The organism is Streptomyces sp. SID10853, assembly GCF_010548145.1.
Classification (GTDB): Bacteria; Actinomycetota; Actinomycetes; order Streptomycetales; family Streptomycetaceae; genus Streptomyces.
The window spans coordinates 1-15,695 of the sequence record NZ_JAAGLN010000165.1; the positions used below are offsets into that span (position 1 = coordinate 1).

15 protein-coding genes, 1 other RNA gene and 1 pseudogene are annotated in these 15,695 nt (G+C 69.2%); 5 read left to right on the forward strand and 12 right to left on the reverse strand.

Translation table 11 applies throughout. The features are described from left to right. Both G3I19_RS25585 and G3I19_RS25590 read right to left on the reverse strand, forming a co-directional pair. Positions 1–522: hypothetical protein (locus G3I19_RS25585; protein ID WP_164266063.1), on the reverse strand; the 522-nt coding region annotated here is incomplete at its 3' end. A 211-nt stretch (positions 523–733) separates the two neighbouring features. Further along, on the reverse strand, positions 734–1,726 hold the full coding sequence (locus G3I19_RS25590; protein ID WP_164266064.1) for a LysR family transcriptional regulator: 993 nt from the start codon (positions 1,724–1,726) through the stop codon (positions 734–736). Between the two features lie 78 nt (positions 1,727–1,804). Between G3I19_RS25590 and G3I19_RS25595 the strand changes: the two genes are divergently transcribed. After that, positions 1,805–3,220: an MFS transporter gene (locus tag G3I19_RS25595; protein WP_164266065.1), complete on the forward strand. Its 1,416-nt coding sequence runs from the start codon at positions 1,805–1,807 to the stop codon at positions 3,218–3,220. 346 nt (positions 3,221–3,566) lie between these two features. Here the strand turns inward: G3I19_RS25595 and G3I19_RS25600 are convergent, their stop codons facing one another. Then, entirely contained in the window at positions 3,567–4,301 is a 735-nt protein-coding gene (locus G3I19_RS25600) for a TetR/AcrR family transcriptional regulator (RefSeq protein ID WP_164266066.1), read from the reverse strand. A 108-nt stretch (positions 4,302–4,409) separates the two neighbouring features. Here G3I19_RS25600 and G3I19_RS25605 point away from each other — a divergent pair, with 108 nt between their 5' ends. Together G3I19_RS25605 and G3I19_RS25610 are read left to right on the forward strand one after the other, a co-directional pair. Then, the gene (locus G3I19_RS25605) at positions 4,410–5,627 is read left to right on the forward strand and encodes a cytochrome P450 (protein WP_164266067.1); all 1,218 of its coding nucleotides are present in this window, start codon (positions 4,410–4,412) and stop codon (positions 5,625–5,627) included. A 20-nt stretch (positions 5,628–5,647) separates the two neighbouring features. Then, positions 5,648–5,839 (forward strand): (4Fe-4S)-binding protein, encoded by a 192-nt coding sequence (locus G3I19_RS25610; protein ID WP_164266077.1) that lies wholly within the window; start codon positions 5,648–5,650, stop codon positions 5,837–5,839. 161 nt (positions 5,840–6,000) lie between these two features. Here the strand turns inward: G3I19_RS25610 and G3I19_RS25615 are convergent. Together G3I19_RS25615 and G3I19_RS25620 are read right to left on the reverse strand one after the other, a co-directional pair. Further along, positions 6,001–6,525 (reverse strand): annotated as a pseudogene (locus G3I19_RS25615) (Uma2 family endonuclease); the annotation flags it as partial. A gap of 56 nt (positions 6,526–6,581) precedes the next feature. Then, positions 6,582–7,502: a helix-turn-helix domain-containing protein gene (locus G3I19_RS25620; RefSeq protein WP_164266068.1), complete on the reverse strand. Its 921-nt coding sequence runs from the start codon at positions 7,500–7,502 to the stop codon at positions 6,582–6,584. Positions 7,503–8,215: 713 nt separating this feature from the next. On the opposite strand from G3I19_RS25620, the gene G3I19_RS25625 reads away from it, so the two are divergent. Beyond that, the gene (locus G3I19_RS25625; protein WP_164266069.1) at positions 8,216–8,692 is read left to right on the forward strand and encodes a hypothetical protein; all 477 of its coding nucleotides are present in this window, start codon (positions 8,216–8,218) and stop codon (positions 8,690–8,692) included. Between the two features lie 82 nt (positions 8,693–8,774). On the opposite strand, the gene ssrA is transcribed toward G3I19_RS25625, so the two are convergent. From ssrA to ftsE, 5 genes are all read right to left on the reverse strand, one after another. Next, positions 8,775–9,163: a transfer-messenger RNA gene (gene ssrA, locus G3I19_RS25630) on the reverse strand. A gap of 114 nt (positions 9,164–9,277) precedes the next feature. Beyond that, positions 9,278–9,757: an SsrA-binding protein SmpB gene (smpB, locus tag G3I19_RS25635; protein WP_164266070.1), complete on the reverse strand. Its 480-nt coding sequence runs from the start codon at positions 9,755–9,757 to the stop codon at positions 9,278–9,280. 18 nt (positions 9,758–9,775) lie between these two features. After that, positions 9,776–10,945 (reverse strand): S41 family peptidase, encoded by a 1,170-nt coding sequence (locus G3I19_RS25640; RefSeq protein ID WP_164266071.1) that lies wholly within the window; start codon positions 10,943–10,945, stop codon positions 9,776–9,778. A gap of 68 nt (positions 10,946–11,013) precedes the next feature. Beyond that, positions 11,014–11,934: a permease-like cell division protein FtsX gene (ftsX, locus tag G3I19_RS25645; RefSeq protein ID WP_164266072.1), complete on the reverse strand. Its 921-nt coding sequence runs from the start codon at positions 11,932–11,934 to the stop codon at positions 11,014–11,016. Between the two features lie 9 nt (positions 11,935–11,943). Continuing rightward, a complete protein-coding gene (ftsE, locus tag G3I19_RS25650; RefSeq protein WP_164266073.1) occupies positions 11,944–12,633 on the reverse strand; it encodes a cell division ATP-binding protein FtsE in 690 nt (229 codons plus the stop codon). A gap of 246 nt (positions 12,634–12,879) precedes the next feature. On the opposite strand from ftsE, the gene G3I19_RS25655 reads away from it, so the two are divergent. Next, positions 12,880–13,074, forward strand: a complete 195-nt coding sequence (locus G3I19_RS25655; protein ID WP_164266074.1) for a hypothetical protein — start codon at positions 12,880–12,882, stop codon at positions 13,072–13,074. Positions 13,075–13,180: 106 nt separating this feature from the next. Here the strand turns inward: G3I19_RS25655 and G3I19_RS25660 are convergent, their stop codons facing one another. Continuing rightward, positions 13,181–14,095, reverse strand: coding sequence for a hypothetical protein (locus G3I19_RS25660; protein ID WP_164266075.1), 915 nt, complete (start codon positions 14,093–14,095; stop codon positions 13,181–13,183). A 303-nt stretch (positions 14,096–14,398) separates the two neighbouring features. After that, on the reverse strand, positions 14,399–15,505 hold the full coding sequence (gene prfB, locus G3I19_RS25665; RefSeq protein WP_164266076.1) for a peptide chain release factor 2: 1,107 nt from the start codon (positions 15,503–15,505) through the stop codon (positions 14,399–14,401). Positions 15,506–15,695: the final 190 nt, after the last annotated feature.

Sequence of the window (15,695 nt, forward strand, 5' to 3'; positions counted from 1 at the left end):
GGGCGGCGCGGGCCTGCCGGACGTGCCGGGCGCGCGGGAGACGGCAGCCCCGGCACCCTTGACGGCCCTGTCAGGCGGGGCGACCGGGGTGTCCGGGCGCGGGGCCACGGCCCATACCCCCTGGGAGACGGCGGTGGCCGGTTCTGGTGCATCGGTGGACACGTCGTCCACCGGCCCGGGTGCCGGAGTGGCTCCCGGTGCCCGCGTCCCCGGCCCCCGGGACACCACGGGCCCGGCCGGGGTCCTGGCGGTGTCCGCCTTCTTGCCGGCGGCGGGCCCGGGGATCAGGAGCCAGGGCGCGGTGGAATCCCCGCCGACGACGGTGAACACCAGCAGCACCGCGTACGAGGCGCAGGCGAAGGCGAGCAGCCAGCCGATACGGCGGTACTTCCGGCCCCTTCGCCCACTCACGTCGACGAAGACGGGGCTGTCGGTGACCGGAGGCCCGTCCCCGCCGTCCGGCCCGGAGCGCGCACCGGGCACGGGCAACTCCCGCCCCAGTCCGCCGAGTTGGACCGTCACATCATGTGGCTCATACATCTGCCCGAAACGGGCGTCTTCTCGCCATTTTTCCACCACTGTCCACACATCCCCCCAAGGTCGATTCACCGCACACCACTGACCGGACGAATACCGCCGGACCGAGTCCCCACTCAGGCCCGCACGGCGCCCCCTGCCTCGCTCGTCCGGTGGGCGAATCTAGCGCAGCTTCAAGCCATTTCAGGACGGTTGTTCACAGTTGCTCATATGGGCCCCTGATCTGCCCGCACATCGCCATGTCCACGGCAGGCAGCCAGGCTCCGGCGGGCAGGTCCAGCCAGCGGTGGGCGGCCACACCCTCGTCAATCACCTGGTGAAGGGCACGGAGTCCCGGGTGTCGCAAGGACTTTCGCCATACGAGCGAGATCGGTGACAGGGGTACGGGATCGACCAGAGGACGCAGCACCATGCCCGGCACTCCGATGAACTCCGTACTCGCAAGCACTGACCAGCCGCGTTTGCGAATCACGCGTGCGAACTCCGCCGGGCCGTCGATCTCCGGGAAGGGCTCAGCCAGCACGATCCCCCGCCCGGCGAACAGCCGCGCCGCCAGATCGGTCCACTCCGCTGTGGCCGGATTTCCCGCCGCCGCGTACAGCGTCTCCCCCGCCAGCGCGGCCAGCGGAACCTCGCCGAGGGCGGCGAGAGGGTGTTCGCCGGGCAGCAGGACCGCCATCCGTTCGAACCGGACCGGCCGGTGGTCGAGCAGTTCGAGGACCTCCGGGGCGAGCCCGGCGATCCGGCCGGCCGAGACATCGAGCCGGCCCGCCACGATCTCCGCCGCCGCCCCGGTGAGGCCACTGTGGAAACGCGCCACGAACTCGATATCGGGCGCCACCTCACGTACCCGCGCGAGCAGCTGGGAGGCCGTACCGACCGGGGCTCCCACATCGACCAGCAGAGGCCGCTCATCAGGGGTCCAGGCCGCCGCCAGCTCGTCGTACGCCGCGAGCACCCGCCGCGCGTACGGCAGCAGCCGCGCCCCGTCAGCCGTGAGCGACACCTGCCGGGTGGTCCTGACGAACAGGTCGGCCCCCAACTCCCTTTCCACACGGCGCACATCACGGCTCAGCGCCTGCTGCGCCACATAGAGCCGGGCGGCGGCGCGGGTGAAATGCAGGTCCTCCGCGACCGCGACGAAGGCACGCAGCAGACGGGGCTCGATGTCCGGGAGGCGCGGGGGCATCCGCCGAATTTACAACGCAGCCGCGTCAATGGGCCCCGAACAGGTGTTGGACCGCGCGGCACCCGGCCCGGGAGGCTGATGCCCATGGAGCCGGAACCCACCCGCACCCAAGCCCCCGCAGCCGCCCCCGACAGGCCGGCCGCCCCCGCCCCCAGCACCATCGGCGCGACACCCAGCACCGACGCCACCGTCGCGACCGGCAGCTCAGCCCCCAGACCCAGCCCCAGCCCCGGCCCCGGCCGCACCGAGTCCGCAGCCGCCGGGTCCACCGCCGCACCCGCTACCACCCCCCGTACCGCGGGCGGCCGCGCCCTCGCCCCGTACCGCAGGCTGCTGGCCACCCCCGGCGCCCGCGCCTTCACCGCGGGCAACCTCATCGCCCGGCTCCCCATGGGGATGTTCAGCGTCAGCGCCGTGATCATGATCGCCGGAGCACGCGGCTCGTACGCGCTCGCCGGGAGCGTCACCGCCGCCGGCCTCGCAGCCACCGCGGTCGTCGGCCCCTGGACGGCGCGCCTGGTCGACCGGTACGGCCAGGCCAGGGTCGCCGTACCCGCCACCCTGCTGGCGGCGCTCGGCTCGCTGGCCCTCCTGCTCTGCGTCCGGTACGACGCACCCGGCTGGACGCTCTTCGCCGCCTACGCGGCCACCGCCACCACCCCCAACACCGGGGGAATGTCCCGGGCCCGCTGGGCACATCTGCACCGCGGCGACCCGGAGACCCTGCACACCGCCAACTCCTTCGAACAGGCCGTGGACGAGCTCTGCTTCATGCTCGGCCCGGTGGTGGCGGCATTCCTCTGCTCGTCGCTCTTCCCGGAGGCGGGCACCCTGGTGGGGGCCGTGCTGCTGGTCACCGGCGTACTGGTCTTCGCCGCCCAGCGCGCCACGGAACCGCCCGCGGCACCCCGTACGACCGCGACCCGCTCCCCGCTGCGCACCCCCGGATTCCCGCCGCTGATCGCCGTCTTCCTGGCGACCGGTGCGGTGTTCGGCGCCATGGAGGTGACCACCATCGCGTTCGCCGACGACCAGGGGCACCGCTCGGCGGCGGGGATGGTCCTCGCGTTCCAGGCGGCCGGCTCCTGCGCGGCGGGACTGCTGTACGGATCGGTGCGCCCGGCACAGCACGTACGGCGGCGCCTGCTCGGCTGTCTCGGCGCCATGACACTGCTGATGACGGGCCCGCTCGTCGCGGCATCGGCCACCGGCTCGCTGCTCGCCCTGTCGGCCACTCTGCTCCTGGCGGGCGCGGCCACCGCACCGACGATGGTCACCGGGATGACGCTGGTCCAACGCATCACGCCACCAGGCCAGTTGAACGAGGGCATGACCCTGTCCGTCACGGCGCTCCTGGGCGGCATAGCGACAGGTTCGGCGACGGCGGGCTGGGTCGTGGAACGCCTGAACCCCACCGCCGGCTACGCGGTCCCCGCATCGGCGGCGGCGCTCGCACTGGTGCTGTGCGCGGCCACGGCCGGGCGGCGGCGGTGACCGCACCACTGACCCCACCACCCGAACGCGCCATCCGTACGCACGCCCCGAACGCGCCATCCGAACGCACGACCCGAAGGCACCATCCGGACGCACGACCCGAAGGCACTGCCCGGACGCACGCCCCGAAGGCGCTGCCCGAGCAGCGCACCACCCGAACGCCCGGCCCGAAGGCACTGCCCGAGCAGCGCACCATCCGGACGCCCTGTCCGGACCCGTCGTATGCCCGCGTCCTGTGAACGCGCCATGCGACCGATTCAGCCAAAGCCGCGGAGCGGCGCCCCGCTCCCCCGCCGACGCCCCACCGGCACGGCCGTCCCCGGACCGGAACCGGTTCCGGGCAGCCCTAAGCGTCCGGAGCGCCGGGCGACCCACCCGCCGAGGCACCCCACGAGGCACCCGCCGAGGCACCCGCCGAGGCACCCGCCGAGACACCCGACGGCGCGCCCGGTGAGGTGCCCGGCGGCGCGAGGAGAAGGGGAAGGTAGACGTCATCGACGATCTCGGTGATGACGTCCTCCGGGATCGGGGCCCCGTAGAGCAGAAAGTGGTTACGGAGCAGGTCGATCGCCACCGTGGCGCGCCGCGATCCGGGGACCCACGGGGCGATCTCGCCGCGTGTGACAGCGCGCCGCAGGACGGCCTGGATCGGGGGGCCCGCGGTGTGGATCCGTTCGCGGACCAGCCGGGCGAATTCGGGGTCGCGCATGGCCTCGGTCAGCAGCCCGCGGAGGATGTCCCCGTGCGAGGTGGCCAGCTTGGCGGAGAGCTGCCGTAACGCGGCGACGACGTCGGAGCGCAGGGCACCGGTATCGGGCAGATCGGCGTCGGACAGCCGGTGGGCGGCACAGGCGTCGACGACGAGTTCGGCGCGGCCGGGCCACCGCCGGTAGAGGGTGGCCTTGCCCGTACGGGCCCGTGCGGCCACGCGCTCCATCGTCAGTCCGGCGTAACCGACGTCGGCGAGTTCCTCGACGGTCGCCGTGAGGATGGCGTTCTCCAGCTCCTCCCCGCGGCGGCGAGGGTTTCTGCGATGGTCGCCGACCGTCCGGTCCGGCGCGTCCTCGTTGGTTGGAGGCATGACTCCCAGCCATTTGTCGAAACACCCGTTGTGGACCTCGGACGAGTCAGCCTAGCCTCCGATTAGAGAACTGACCGTTCTTTAAGCGTCGAGCACATCGAGGGAACGATGACCGAGACCGTTACGACGCCCCCGTCAGGTGCACCCGCCTTCCCCAGCGACCGCACCTGCCCCTACCACCTCCCCGACCAGTACAACGAGCTGCGGGACCGGGAGGGATCACTCCAGCACGTGACCCTCTTCGACGGCCGGCAGGCTTGGCTGGTGACCGGGTACGACACGGCGCGGAAGCTGCTGTCCGACCCCCGGCTGTCGTCCGACCGGACACACGTCTCCTTCCCCGCGACCTCCGAGCGCGTGCTGGGCTTCAAGCAGCGCCAGGCGGCCTTCATCGGCATGGACCCGCCCGAGCACGGGGCGAAGCGGCGTATGACGATCAGCGAGTTCACGGTCCGGCGCATCAAGGGCATGCGGGCCGACATCGAGCAGATCGTGCATGACTTCCTGGACAGGATGATCGCCTCCGGGCCGACCGGCGACCTCGTCAGCCAGTTCGCGCTGCCCGTGCCGTCCATGGTGATCTGCCGGCTGCTCGGCGTGCCCTACGCCGACCACGACTACTTCCAGGACGCCAGCAGGCGGCTGATCCAGTCACCGGACGCGGCCGGATCCCTGGCCGCCCGGGACGAACTGGAGGAGTATCTCGGCGGCCTGGTGGACACCCTGCGCACCGAGCCCGGTCCCGGCCTGCTCAGCACGCTGGTCACGGAGCAGCTGGAGAAGGGCACGATCGACCGCGACGAACTGGTGGCGACGGCCATCCTGCTGCTGGTGGCTGGCCACGAGACGACGGCGTCGATGACCTCGCTCAGCGTCATCACCCTCCTCGAACACCCCGACCAGTACGAGGCGTTGCGCGCCGACCCGGCACTGGTGCCGGGTGCGGTGGAGGAGCTGCTGCGCTATCTGGCGATTGCGGACATCGCCGGGGCGCGCATCGCGACGGCCGACATCGAGATCGACGGCCAGTGCATCCGGGCGGGCGAGGGTGTCATCGTCACCAACTCCATAGCCAACCGGGACAGTTCGGTCTTCGCCGACCCTGACACCTTCGACGTGCACCGCGAGGCACGCCACCACCTGGCGTTCGGCTACGGGGTCCACCAGTGCCTCGGCCAGAACCTGGCCCGCCTCGAACTGGAGATCATCCTCACGGCGTTGATCGAACGCCTGCCGAACCTGCGCCTGACGGTGCCGGTCGACCAGCTGACCCTGCGTCCGGGTACGACGATCCAGGGCGTGAACGAACTCCCGGTCACCTGGTGACCACGGCGAAAGGAGCAACCATGCGCGTGACGGCCGACCGGGAGGTCTGCGTGGGCGCGGGCCTGTGCGCCCTGACGGCACCGGGGGTCTTCGACCAGGACGACGACGGCCTGGTGGCGGTACTGACCACCGATCCGGACGACACAGACCACGCCGCAGCACGTGAGGCCGGCATGCTCTGCCCTTCGGGTGCGGTGCGGGTCGTCGAGTAGGACCGGCTGGACCGGGGCGCGGGAAGCACCCGGGGCGCAGTGGCGGGTCCGGCCCGCCACTGCGCCCCGCGTACGGGCGGTTTCCTGGAACCGGACAGCCTCTGGCGCAGGCCGTACCGGGAGAGCCCGTTGGTGCCGAGATCCCCGCCGAGCTCGGCGGGCAGCGGTACCGGCTCGCCGTACGTACCATGGACGACCCCCTGGTACGCGTCCGTACGGGGCCGGGTGAAAAGCGACCATGTCCCCGTACGCGGATCGATCTGCAGCAATCGCGCAACCCCTGCGGCGGCGTACCACGCGGTCTTCTCGTTGATGCCCTTGAGCCGTTCGCTCGGCGAGATGACCTCCACCGCCAGCTCGACCGCGTCAGCGTCCAGCAGCCGGCCATCCGCGTCCTTGAACGCGCGCGGGCCGATGGTCAGATCCGGCGTCGCGTAGTCGTCCGGGTCATCGGCCATCGGAACGGACACGTTCTCGAACGCTTCACTCGCGGCGGCCAGCCCGGGCCTGATCGCGTCCCGAAGATCGATGACGATCCCGGCGTGTTTGCCGCTGGGGCTCGGGGACGTCACGAGAGTCCCCCCGATGATCTCGACGCGTATGCCTGTGGCCTGTTCGATGCCCTCGGCTGCCTCACGCAGATGCCCCCGGCGAACGGGGATGGAGGGGTGGGCCTGGCCTGCCAAGGTGTCTCCTCCTTACATGCGGAGCTCATGCGGTATTCCTCACCTCAGGACAGCCGTCAGGCCACGGCACGGGCTGCTGGACGGCAGTCGACGCACAGCTCGGCGGGGTCATGGGTGCGGTGCGCGCGTTCGCAGCCGTCGCAGGTACGGAGCGGGGCGAGGGGTCGCCGCGCGGGGCGGGCCGGAAGCGGCGGTGGGAGAAACGTGGCAAGGCGGTGTGCCAGGAAGCGTGCCGGGTGCCGGATGGGCTCGGGCTCACGCGGCAGGTTCGCGGTGAGAGCGCGCGTGACCTGGACGGGCGTGGCATCTCGGGCGAACCAGTTCTCGACGGCCGGGGCGAGACGCTCGATATCACGGGCGGAGAGAAGCAGCCGGGGGTCGGCCACCCGGAGCCGGGCCAGAAGATCAGCGGCGGGGCCGGCAGCGAAGGGCGGCGGAGGTGACGGTGCCGGTGACGGCGGGGCCGATACCGGCGGCCGGGGCTGTACGGGGACGACGGGACGCCGCACGGAACCGGTGGCGGGCAGCGTACGACCGGCCCGCGCGACGGCCGACGGGGCGGGCGGCAGGGCGGACGACGGGGCGGGCGGCGACGGCGTGATCCGGTCCGGCTCAGACGCACACCCCGGCTTGTCATAGACGAAGGTGCGGGTGGCAACGCGCCCACCGCCCAACGGGACCCGCCGCCGCTCCAAGTAACCAGCGCTTTCAAGCTCATTGAGCGATCTGCGGATGGTCGTCTCGCCCTCAGGAAAGCGCAAGGTCAGTGCCTTGGCGGTGACGGAGGCGCCATCGGGGAGCGACAGGATGTGCAGGGCAAGACCCATCGCGGTAGCGGAGAGACGCGGGTGCTGGGCGAGATGGTTGCCGATCACCGTGAACCGGTCGGTGTGACGGTGACGTACGTGGAGGACACCGGCTCGCGGAACGCCCTCGTGGAGGGCGGACATGCCGGCGCTAGACTGCGGATCAGCCATGGGGAAGCTCTTTCTTCCTGATGGTCAGGCCCTCGGCCAGGATTGCCGTCCTGTCGGGGGCCGTCTGTTTTCGGTTGTGGTGGTGAGCACCTGGCAGTGAACACGTGCTGGTGAGTACGCACTGGTGCTGCTGCGGCAGACCGTACCCCACCGATACGACAACCGACTGCGCCGTCACCCGTACGTGTGACGGGGGAAGTTGGGAGGGGAACGGCTGGGTTGGGTAGTGGTTCTCTCCCGTTCCTTTAAAGAGGAGCGCACCCCACCGGGACGCGGATTCCCGGGCCCCGGCACCGAACTGCGCGAACGCGGGTGCACCGGGAATGACCGCCCGCCCCCTGCGGACAGACCGCAGCCACACGGAAAGACCTCGGCGGTGGACCGCCTGGCACTTCACCCGGCGACGGTAGCGAGGGGGCCCTCCCGCGAGTCAGCGGTTGACGGACTGGGCCGGGGATGAGGCCGGCAAGGGATTTCGTGCTGCGTACAGCCTCGTCGGTCAGAGTAATGCCGACGGTTCTACCAACTAATTCGAGAGCGATCAGGTGTCTACAGTGCCTCGCAACCGCAAATTGCTCATATACAGCTCAGCCGCCGGCACTACCGTTGTCTGCATCGGACTGCTCTTCGCCTATCTACTCGGAGCCTTCGACGGGGCGCGCGGACATATAAATTCCTCCGACGTCTGCAGCAATGTATCGAATAAACGAGCGGTGGCCGATACTCTCGATTCAAGTCTCCCGCAGGCTGACCGCTATCGCTTCAGCGTGACCTCCGACAACAAACCGGACTGGTCGTACAACATCAGCTGCACAGTGGACGGCGACAAAAAGGAACTACTTCAACTCACGGCCAAAATGGGCGTCGAAATGCCTTGGCGCGAGTGGGAAAAAAACCATGTACCACCCAGAAGTGGCGAGACCTCTTACTTCAACGCTGGCATCAAGGGCGTCTCGGGCCCCGCCTTGGCCGTCATCGATGTCCCTTGCTACACCCACGAGAGCTCAAGCGGGCAGCCCCACAATCTGACCGTCACCGCTTTGGCCTTCAAGCCCATGCAGGGCTCGGACAAACAGATCCGCCAGGACTTCGTCGACCTGGCCCTCGACTTCGCCAGGGCCTCCCACAAAGACGCCAAATGCGACCGCCCATCTCAGCTTCCCGCCAAGGTGGCTGCACCCAGCGAGTGAAGGCCGGCGAAACCCCTCCCGCACGCAGAAAAGGCTCATGCCCCACCGGAATGATCCGGCAGGGCATGAGCCACACATGGGGTGGTGGAGATGGCGGGAATCGAACCCGCGTCCAACGGTGCAGAACCAGGGCTTCTCCGAGCGCAGTTCGCTGCGATTTTCTCGGCCCCGGAGATCTCGCGAACAAGTCTCCGACAGGCCCAGTCACTGTTTGATTTCCCACCGATCCCCGTGACCGGGACCGGTGGTTTAGTTCCCTAGCTTATGCCAGGATCCGGGTCGGGAACTTCCCCGGGCTGACACCCATTTAGGGTCCTTCAGTCACTGCTTATTAGGCAGCGAGGGCGAAGGACTGGGAATCGCGCTTAGAATTGGCGATTATTTTTTGCGACATATGGTTTACGAGATCATTGCCGCTTCCTCGGCTCGCTTCACCTGCTTCAACAGCCGCTGTCGAAACCGATCATCCCCATGTTGATTTTTCAAGGTGGTACCGCGCCCCGTGGGGTGCAGTGCCATCGTACGTGACCAACGCACGACGGTGCCACTGTATTCCCCGCAGGTCGCCCGTACCGGGCCCGCCCGTCAGGCGCGCTGCTTCCTGCGGACCGCCGAGATCGCCCGGTCCGTCTCGCGGCGGTCCTGTTTCTCACGCAGGGTCTGCCGCTTGTCGTACTCCTTCTTGCCCTTCGCCAGCGCGATCTCGACCTTCGCCCGGCCGTCCTTGAAGTACAGCGCCAGGGGCACGATCGTGTGGCCCGACTCCTGTGCCTTCGACTCCAGCTTGTCGATCTCCATGCGGTGCATCAGCAGCTTCCGCTTCCGGCGCGCGCTGTGGTTGGTCCAGGTGCCCTGGGTGTACTCGGGTACGTGGACGTTGTGCAGCCACGCCTCGTGGTTGTCGATCTGGACGAAGCCGTCGACCAGGGACGCCCGGCCCATCCGCAGCGACTTCACCTCGGTCCCGGTCAGGACGAGACCGCACTCGTACGTGTCGAGGATGAGGTAGTCGTGCCGTGCCTTTTTGTGCTGGGCGATCATCTTCCGCCCGGTTTCCTTAGCCATAGTGCGTCCATTTTCGCACTAAGCCCCTCCCCCGAGGCCACTCAATACTGTCTCGGCTCTCGACTGGGCCCGCTCGCCCGCCGTCACGTCCGGTGTGATGCCCTTCCCGTCGACGCTGCGGCCCGCGGGTGTGCGGTAGTGGCCGACGGTGAGCTCCGCCACCGCTCCCCCAGGCAGCGCGCTCGGCATCTGCACCGAGCCCTTGCCGAAGGTGCGGGAACCGACCGTGACCGCCCGGCCACGGTCCTGGAGGGCCCCCGTGAGCAGCTCGGCCGCGCTCATCGTGCCGCCGTCGATCAGCACGACCAGCGGGCGGTCGGTGTCGCCGCCCCGGCGCGCGTAGAGGGCGCGCTGTGCGCCGTGCACGTCGTACGTGGCGACCAGACCGCCGTCCAGTAACGCGGAGGCCGCCGTCGTGGCCTCGGTGACCAGGCCGCCGCTGTTCCCCCGCAGATCGAGCAGGATGCCGCCGCCCGCGGGCGCGGCCCTGACGGCCTTGACCACCCGGGCGCCCGAGCCCTTGGTGAAGGCGGTGACCTTGATCAGCGTCGCCCGGCCGGGCAGCCGCCCCACGGTGACCGGCCGGGTGGTGAGCCTGGCTCTGCGCAGGGTCCTCGTCACGGTGTCGTCGCCACGCCGTACGCCGACGACCACCGGCGTACCGGGGACGGACGCGGTGTCGCCGCCGCGCAGCTGCGAGAGGACATCGGTCACCGGCCTGGTGCCGACCTGGCGGCCGTCGATCGTACGGAGCAGATCACCGGCCCGCAGACCGGCCCGCGCCGCCGGGCCGCCCGGCTGGACGCCTGCCACCTCGATCCGGCCGTCGCGGCCGCGCCTGGCCAGCAGGCCGACGCCGGTGTACTGGCCGTCGAGGGAGTCCTCGAACTGCTCGAAGTCGCTCCGGTCGTAGACGGCGCCCCAGCGGTCACCGCTGCGGCTGACCACACCCTCGGCGGCCTTCGTCCCCGACTTGCCGTCGGCGGCCGCGTCCGATGCAGCCCTGGCGAGTTCGGCGCCGTCGACGGTGGAAGCGGCGCTGCGGGTACGGGCCGGCCGGGGCGTCCGCTCGTCTCCCGGCAGGGAGTTGGTGGCGGCGGCCGTAGCGAGGACGCTCACGAAGACCAGAGTCAGAGCCGCCCCGCGGCGAAGGCTGCGGGGCGGCGCGACGAATTCCGGGCCTGACATGGCGACCACTGTAGACCGACGCCCGTGCGCCGTACGGGGCGTTCACCCCACGGCGCACAGGGCGTGTCTCACACCTTCAGATACTTGCGCAACGCGAAGAGAGCGGCCAGCGCGGGCATCAGCAGCCCGATCGCCAGCACCAGCGGCAGCTTCGACAGCACGGCGTCCCAGCCGATGAAGTCGATCAAGTTCAGCTTCTCGTGCAGGGAGAGGCCGTGGTCGATCAGGAAGTAGCGGCCGACGAGCAGCATCCCGCAGGCCACAAGTCCGCCCAGCAGACCGGCGAACGCGGCCTCCATGATGAACGGCATCTGGATGTAGAAGCTGGACGCGCCCACCAGGCGCATGATCCCGGTCTCGCGTCTGCGGCTGAACGCCGACACCCGCACGGTGTTCACGATCAGCATCAGCGCGATCACCAGCATCAGGGCCATCACACAGAGCGCCGCCACATTCATGCCGTTGAGGAGCGCGAAGAGGTTCTCCAGGATGCCGCGCTGGTCCTGGACGGTCATGACACCGTCCCGGCCGGCGAACGCGGTGGCGATCACCTTGTACTTGGTGGGGTCCTTGAGCTTGACGCGGAACGACGACTGGAGCTGGTCCGGCGTGATGGAGCCCGTCATCGGGGCGCCCTTGAACTCCTGCTGGTAGTGCTTGTACGCCTCGTCGGTGCTCTCGTAACTGACCTTCTGAACAAGGTCGGTCATCTTGTTGAGATCGGTCTCGATCGACTTCTTCTGCGCCTCGGTCACCGGACCCTTGGCGCACTTCGGGGTGGATTCCACATCACCCTTGGAGCAGAGGAAGATCGAGACGTTGACCTTGTCGTACCAGTAGCCCTTCATCGTGTTCACCTGGTCGCGCATGAGCAGCGACCCGCCGAACAGGGCGAGGGACAGGGCGACGGAGACGATGACCGCGAAGGTCATCGTGAGATTGCGGCGGAGACCCACGCCGATCTCCGACAGGACGAACTGGGCGCGCATGGCGTCCTTTCAGTGCTGGTAGCCGTAGACGCCACGCGACTGGTCGCGCACGAGACGGCCCTTCTCAAGTTCAATGACGCGCTTGCGCATCTGGTCGACGATCTGCTGGTCGTGGGTGGCCATCACCACAGTGGTCCCGGTCCTGTTGATCCGGTCCAGCAGTTTCATGATGCCGACGGAGGTCTGCGGGTCGAGGTTTCCGGTCGGCTCGTCCGCGATCAGCAGCATGGGGCGGTTCACGAAGGCCCGCGCGATGGCGACGCGCTGCTGCTCACCGCCGGAGAGTTCACCGGGCATCCGGTCCTCCTTGCCGCCGAGGCCGACCAGGTCGAGAACCTGGGGCACGGCCTTGCGGATCTCACCGCGCGGCTTGCCGATGACCTCCTGCGCGAACGCGACGTTCTCCGCGACGGTCTTGTTCGGCAGCAGCCGGAAGTCCTGGAAGACCGTGCCGAGCTGGCGGCGCATCTGCGGCACCTTCCAGTTCGACAGGCGCGCGAGGTCCTTGCCGAGGACGTGCACCATGCCGTGGCTGGTGCGCTCCTCACGCAGGACGAGCCTCAGAAAAGTCGACTTGCCTGAACCGGAGGAACCCACCAGGAAGACGAACTCCCCCTTCTCGATCTCAAGGGAGACATCCCGCAGGGCGGGGCGGTTCTGCTTGGGGTAGGTCTTGGAGACGTTGTCGAATCGGATCACGAGTGCACCACGTCGGCCGGGAATAGGTGAGCGTGACATTACGCGAAGCCGGAGTGTGCCCGCATGCAGCATCCGCCGATGCGTGGTATGTCCACGTTGGCCCCGGGTACGGACCGGGCGGAATCCGGCGGGGCGCGCCGAAACGCGCGGGAGCTGGCACAGTGGTAAGGGGAACAGTTGCGGTTCGCCGGGCGTTGTCGGGAGTGACAGCGCGTGGAACGGCTCCGCCGCATGGGAGGAGTGCGCATGACCTACGACCGATTGGTGTGCGCCAATTGCGCGTCCCCTGTCAGTGAGGGCCGCTGCCGGGTCTGCCGGGCCAGCAGAGAGCGCCTCCAGCAGGAGGAGGGCCCCTTCGGCGGACTGAGCCCGCTGGTTCTGATCGGAGCGCTGATAGTCGTGCTTGCCGCGCTCGCTCTGCTCGCCCACCAGACCGTCTGACCGCGTCCGTCCAGCCGTACGGCATGGGGAAGGGCCCCGGGTTCCGATCGGAACCCGGGGCCCTTCCTCGTACGCGCTGACTGCGCGCCGACTACGTGCCGAATCCTCAGGCGAGGTTTCCGCCGCGGCCGGCGAGACGCGGCAGCATACGGAAGCCGATGCCGCCGGCGATCATCGTCGCGGCACCGATGATCAGGAACGTGGTCTCACCCGCACCGGTCTCGGCGAGCTCCTGCTTGGGCTTGCCCTGCTCGACCGGCTGCGAGCCGAGGTTGTCGGGCTGGGTGACGGTGCTGGAGGAACCACCGGTCGCCGAACCACCGGTCGTGGACGAACCACCGGTGGAGGAGCTTCCGTTGCTCGTGGAGCCCGAGGTGCCGCCGTGGTGGCCACCGCTGGTGGAGCCGGACGTACCGCCGTTGTCGCCACTGCCGCCGGTCGTGTCACCGCCCGTGCTGCTGCCGCCGGACTGGTCACCACCGTTGGTGCCGCCGGACTGGTCACCACCGTTCGTGCCACCGGACTGGTCACCACCGTTGGTACCGCCGGACTGGTCACCACCGTCCGTACCGCCCGACTGGTCACCACCGTTGGTGCCGCCCGACTGGTCACCACCGTTGGTACCGCCCGACTGGTCACCACCGTTCGTACCACCGGACTGGTCACCACCGTTGGTACCGCCCGACTGGTCACCACCGTTCGTACCACCGGACTGGTCACCACCGTTGGTGCCGCCCGACTGGTCACCACCGTTCGTACCGCCCGACTGGTCACCACCGTCCGTACCACCGGACTGGTCACCACCATTGGTGCCACCCGAGTCCGAGCAAGTGGGGTCGATCGGCGAGCACGGCTCGCCGGTAGAGCCGCCGCTGTCGGCGTCGTCGCCGGTCTGGATCGTGAGGCCGGGGAGGTGGATGTCCGCGGCCTGGGCCGCGCCCGCGGCGGTCAGCGAAGCGCCTGCGGCGATCACTGCGCCTGCAGCTATGCGCGCTACGCGAATCCGCGTCTTCTTGGTCATCTGGCTGCTACCCCCAGTAGCTCATTGTCAATGGTGCAGCGCACGGGGCAGGCAGGCCGTAGGGATCGTGTGGTCCGTCCCCCCGATCACACGCGCCCCAGAATTACGCATGCCGAGTGTCACTTTTCCCAGTTTTAAGGAACGCGTCAAGGCCGTTGCGGGCGCGATGCCTGAAATGCAATGACTTGCCCGGCGTACGGGAATACGACTGTGACGCAGTAGAGGAACTGCCGTCTCCAGGACGGCAGTTCCTCTACTGACTATGTCGATAAAGCGCTGGTTCGGCGGTGCGGGAGACGCGGTCTACTTCTCCTGCTGCTTGCGCCAGCGAATTCCGGCCTCGAGGAAGCCGTCGATCTCACCGTCGAGCACCGCCTGCGGGTTGCCGACCTCGTACTCCGTACGCAGGTCCTTGACCATCTGGTACGGGTGCAGGACGTACGAACGCATCTGGTTACCCCAGGAGTTGCCGCCGTCGCCCTTGAGCGAGTCCATCAGCGCCTGCTCCTCCTGGCGGCGGCGTTCGAGGAGCTTCGCCTGCAGGACGTTCATCGCGCTGGCCTTGTTCTGGATCTGCGAGCGCTCGTTCTGGCAGGAGACGACGATGCCGGTGGGGATGTGCGTCAGCCGGACCGCGGAGTCCGTGGTGTTGACGCCCTGGCCGCCGGGGCCCGAGGCGCGGTAGACGTCCACGCGCAGCTCGGTCTCGTCGATCTCGATGTGGTCGGTCTTCTCCACCACCGGGAGCACCTCGACGCCCGCGAAGGACGTCTGGCGGCGCCCCTGGTTGTCGAAGGGCGAGATACGGACGAGCCGGTGGGTGCCCTGCTCGACCGAGAGCGTGCCGTACGCGTACGGCGCCTTCACCACGAAGGTGGTCGACTTGATGCCGGCCTCCTCCGCGTACGACGTCTCGTAGACCTCGGTGCCGTAGCCGTGCCGCTCGGACCAGCGGAGGTACATGCGCTGGAGCTGTTCGGCGAAGTCCGCTGCGTCGACGCCGCCGGCCTCCGCCCGGATGTTGACCAGCGCCTCACGCGCGTCGTACTCGCCGGAGAGCAGCGTGCGGACCTCCATCTCGTCGAGCGCCTTGCGCACGGCGAGCAGCTCCGACTCCGCCTCGGCCAGGGTGTCGGCGTCGTCCTCGGCCTCGGCCAGCTCGAAGAGCACACCCAGGTCGTCGATCCGCCCGCGCAGCGTCGCGGTCTTGCGGACCTCGGCCTGCAGGTGCGAAAGCTTGCTGGTGATCTTCTGGGCCTCTTCCGGGTCGTCCCACAGGGACGGCGCCGCGGCCTGCTCCTCAAGCACGGCGATATCGGCCCTCAGCTTGTCGAGGTCCAGGACGGCCTCGATCGACCCCATGGTCGAGGAGAGGGACTTCAGCTCTTCGGATACATCGACGACTGCCACGTCACCAGCGTAACGGCTTGCAGCGGGGACGGTCCCCGGCCCCGGTGATCGGGGCCGGCCCGGTGATCGGGGCCGGCGCCCCTCACGGTCCTGACGGCGCCGACCGGTGGCTGTCCTGCGGCGCCGGTCCGCCGTCGTCGCCCGACGACGTGGCCAGCCAGCCGCCCACGCCCACCGCCGCGGCGACGAC